At 43.3% G+C, this 3585-nt stretch carries 4 protein-coding genes; all 4 read left to right on the top strand.

The genetic code is table 11. The features are described 5' to 3' along the window. The coding region (locus tag CCU_RS13140; RefSeq protein ID WP_208896282.1) for an exodeoxyribonuclease III at positions 1 to 432 on the top strand (432 nt) is incomplete at its 5' end. Positions 433 to 541: 109 nt separating this feature from the next. After that, the gene (gene gpmI / locus CCU_RS13135; RefSeq protein ID WP_015534994.1) at positions 542 to 2086 is read left to right on the top strand and encodes a 2,3-bisphosphoglycerate-independent phosphoglycerate mutase; all 1545 of its coding nucleotides are present in this window, start codon (positions 542 to 544) and stop codon (positions 2084 to 2086) included. 145 nt (positions 2087 to 2231) lie between these two features. After that, entirely contained in the window at positions 2232 to 2651 is a 420-nt protein-coding gene (gene mscL, locus CCU_RS13130) for a large conductance mechanosensitive channel protein MscL (protein ID WP_015534993.1), read from the top strand. A 140-nt stretch (positions 2652 to 2791) separates the two neighbouring features. Further along, the coding region (gene thiM, locus CCU_RS13125; RefSeq protein WP_208896281.1) for a hydroxyethylthiazole kinase at positions 2792 to 3585 on the top strand (794 nt) is incomplete at its 3' end.

Here is a 3585-nt window from a genome sequence, read left to right as displayed (position 1 = left end):
TCACAGAACGAGCTTGCAAGGCTTGATTACCGGATGAAGTGGGTGGATGATTTCAGAGCATATCTGAAAAAGCTTGAGGAGAATAAGCCTGTTATAGTGTGCGGCGATATGAACGTGGCTCACAATGAGATAGATCTGAAAAATCCAAAGACAAACAGGAAGAATGCGGGATTTACTGATGAGGAAAGAGAGAAGATGACGGTGCTTCTAGATGATGGCTTCATCGACACATTCAGATATTTTTATCCGGATCAGGAAAATATCTACTCATGGTGGTCGTACAGATTCAAGGCAAGGGAGAAGAATGCAGGTTGGCGTATCGACTATTTTCTCACATCTGAGAGTTTGAAGGACAAGCTTGTCGATGCCAAGATACACACTGATATCATGGGATCTGATCACTGCCCGGTTGAACTGGATATTGACCTGTGATTTGAGTTGGATTTGAACTTGAAAAATAGGCATTATATAAGTATAATCTCAAATGAGTGAATTATGATTAAGAGGCATTTAGCCGGAATAAATAAAAAGGAGAAAAATTATGAGTAAGAAACCAGTAGTTTTAATGGTCCTCGACGGATATGGTCTCAGTGACAAGACAGAGGGTAATGCAGTAGCACTTGCAAAGACACCTGTTATGGACAAACTTATGGCTACAGCACCATTTGTGCAGGGCGCAGCTTCAGGACTTCCTGTAGGACTTCCAGACGGTCAGATGGGCAATTCAGAGGTAGGTCATATGAATATCGGCGCAGGCCGTATCATATATCAGGAGCTTACAAGAATCACAAAGGCAATCGCTGATGGAGATTTTTTTGAGAACGAGGAGATGCTTGCTGCAATAGAAAACTGCAAGAAGAACAATTCAGATCTTCATCTCTGGGGACTTCTCTCAGATGGTGGTGTTCACAGCCACAATACACACCTTTATGCGATCCTTGAGCTCTGCAAGAAGCAGAACTTTGAGAACGTATACGTTCATCCATTCTTCGATGGAAGAGATACACCGCCTGCATCAGGTAAGGGATACCTTGAGGAGCTTATCGCAAAGATGAAGGAGATTGGTGTAGGTAAGGTTGCATCTATGTCAGGCCGTTACTACGCAATGGACAGAGATAACAGATGGGACAGAGTAGAGCTTGCATACAAGTCACTTGTAACAGGTGAGGGCGTTCAGGCTGAGGACCCGGTTGCAGCTATGCAGGAGTCATATGACAAGGAAGTATATGATGAGTTCGTTCTTCCTACAGTAATCACAGAGAATGGTAAGCCTGTATCACTTGTTAAGCCAAATGATTCAGTTATATTCTTTAACTTCAGACCAGACAGAGCCCGCGAGATCACCAGAGCATTCTGCTGTGATGATTTTGATGGATTTGAGAGAGCAAATGGCCGCATGCCACTCACATATGTATGTTTCAAGGACTACGACGAGTCAATACCTAACAAGCTTGTAGCATTCAAGAAGGAAGAGATTGACAACACATTCGGTGAGTACCTTGCAGCTAAGGGCCTCAAGCAGCTCAGACTTGCTGAGACAGAGAAGTATGCTCATGTAACGTTCTTCTTCAACGGCGGTGTTGAGGAGCCTAACAAGAACGAGGACAGAATCCTTGTAAAGTCACCTGCTGTAGCAACATATGACCTTCAGCCAGAGATGAGTGCTCCAGAGGTAAGCGAGAAGCTCAATGCAGCTATCCTTGGTGGCGAGTATGATGTGATCATCATCAACTTTGCAAACCCTGATATGGTTGGTCATACAGGTATTATCCCAGCAGCTATCCAGGCTGTAGAGACAGTTGACAAGTGCGTTGGCGCTGCTGTAGAGGCAATTGATAAGGTTGATGGTGTTCTCTTTATCTGTGCTGATCATGGTAACGCAGAGCAGATGATCAACTATGAGACCGGTGCTCCACATACAGCTCATACAACTAACCCTGTACCATTTATCCTTTACAACTATGGTGAAGATGTAGAGCTTCGTGAGGGCGGATGTCTTGCAGATATCGCACCTACACTTCTTGAGGTTATGGGACTTCCTCAGCCTAAGGAGATGACAGGTAAGTCACTTATCGTAAGAAAGTAATAAAAGATGATGTGCGATGAGCGATGACAGCAAATGTAGATATATGTCATATCAATCATGCGAGAAACAATAAATAAAAGATACGGCACCGAATTATAATATAAGTTTGTTATGATCGGTGCTGTATTCAGTTGGAAGGATACATATGAAGAAGTTTTTGGAAGAGTTTAAGGAGTTTGCCCTTAAGGGAAATGTGATGAGTCTTGCAATCGGTGTTATCATTGGTGGAGCGTTCCAGTCATTGGTTACATCTTTTACAGACTGTTTCATCACACCAATAATCAACAGTATCGGTGGAGCAGAGATTGGTGGACATTTTCAGATATTCCATACAGGACAGTATATCGAGTATGGAGCGTTTATTTCAGCAGTTATCAACTTCATAATCATGGCATTTGTTATATTTGTCATCATGAAGGGAATCAATGCGATCATGGATCTTGGTAAGAAGAAAGAGGAGGCAGCTCCTCTCACAAGAAAGTGCCCATACTGTATGGGGGAGATAGATATCAAAGCAACAAAGTGTATGCATTGTACATCTGATGTACCTCCTGCTCAGGAGTAGATCAGGTCTGACCTGGATCAGTGCCAGCGTAGGGATACATACAGCATAAAAAAAGCGGCTGTGCCTTATGGTATGGCCGCTTTTCGACAAAAAAGATTAGCAGATAAACAACAGAGTATATATAAAGGAGATAGAAAAACATGATAAAAGAGTGCCTTGAAAATGTGAGAAAGAATGTACCTCTGGTACACAATATAACAAACTATGTAACTGTAAATGATGTGGCAAATGTCATTCTGGCGTGCGGTGGAAGTCCTATCATGTCGGATGATGAGGGTGACGTGGAGGATATCACAAGTATATGTGGTGGTCTGAATATCAACATAGGAACACTTAACAAGAACACTATTCCATCAATGTACCTGGCAGGGAAGAAGGCAAATGAACTTGGACATGTTGTACTTCTCGATCCTGTTGGAGCAGGAGCAAGTAAGCTCAGAACTGATACGGCTGTTGGACTTATGAAGGAGATTAGATTTGATGTTATAAGGGGAAATATCTCTGAGATCAAAACTCTGGCATATGGTTCCGGCAGCACAAAGGGTGTTGATGCCGATGTGACAGATGCGGTTACGGAGGATACGCTTGATAATGCAGTGGCATTTGTTAAGAAGCTATCTGCTGAAACGGGATCTATCATAGCTGTAACAGGCGCAATAGACCTTGTTGCGGACAGCGAGAAATGTTATGTAATCAGAAACGGCCGTCCTGAGATGGGTAAGATCACTGGAACAGGCTGCCAGCTCTCAGGAATGATGACAGCATATGTTGTGGCAAATCAGGACAACAAGCTTGAGGCTGCTGCAGTGGCTGTCATGGTCATGGGACTTGCTGGGGAGATCGGTTATTCCCATCTGCAGGCATTTGAGGGGAATTCAACATACAGGAACAGGATAATCGACGCCATATACAATATGGACGGGGATACACTTGA

The sequence above is a fragment of the Coprococcus sp. ART55/1 genome (genome assembly GCF_000210595.1).
Lineage (GTDB): Bacteria > Bacillota > Clostridia > Lachnospirales > Lachnospiraceae > Coprococcus > Coprococcus aceti.
Note: the sequence above shows the minus strand (reverse complement) of the source record. Positions and strands in the feature narration are given on the sequence as shown.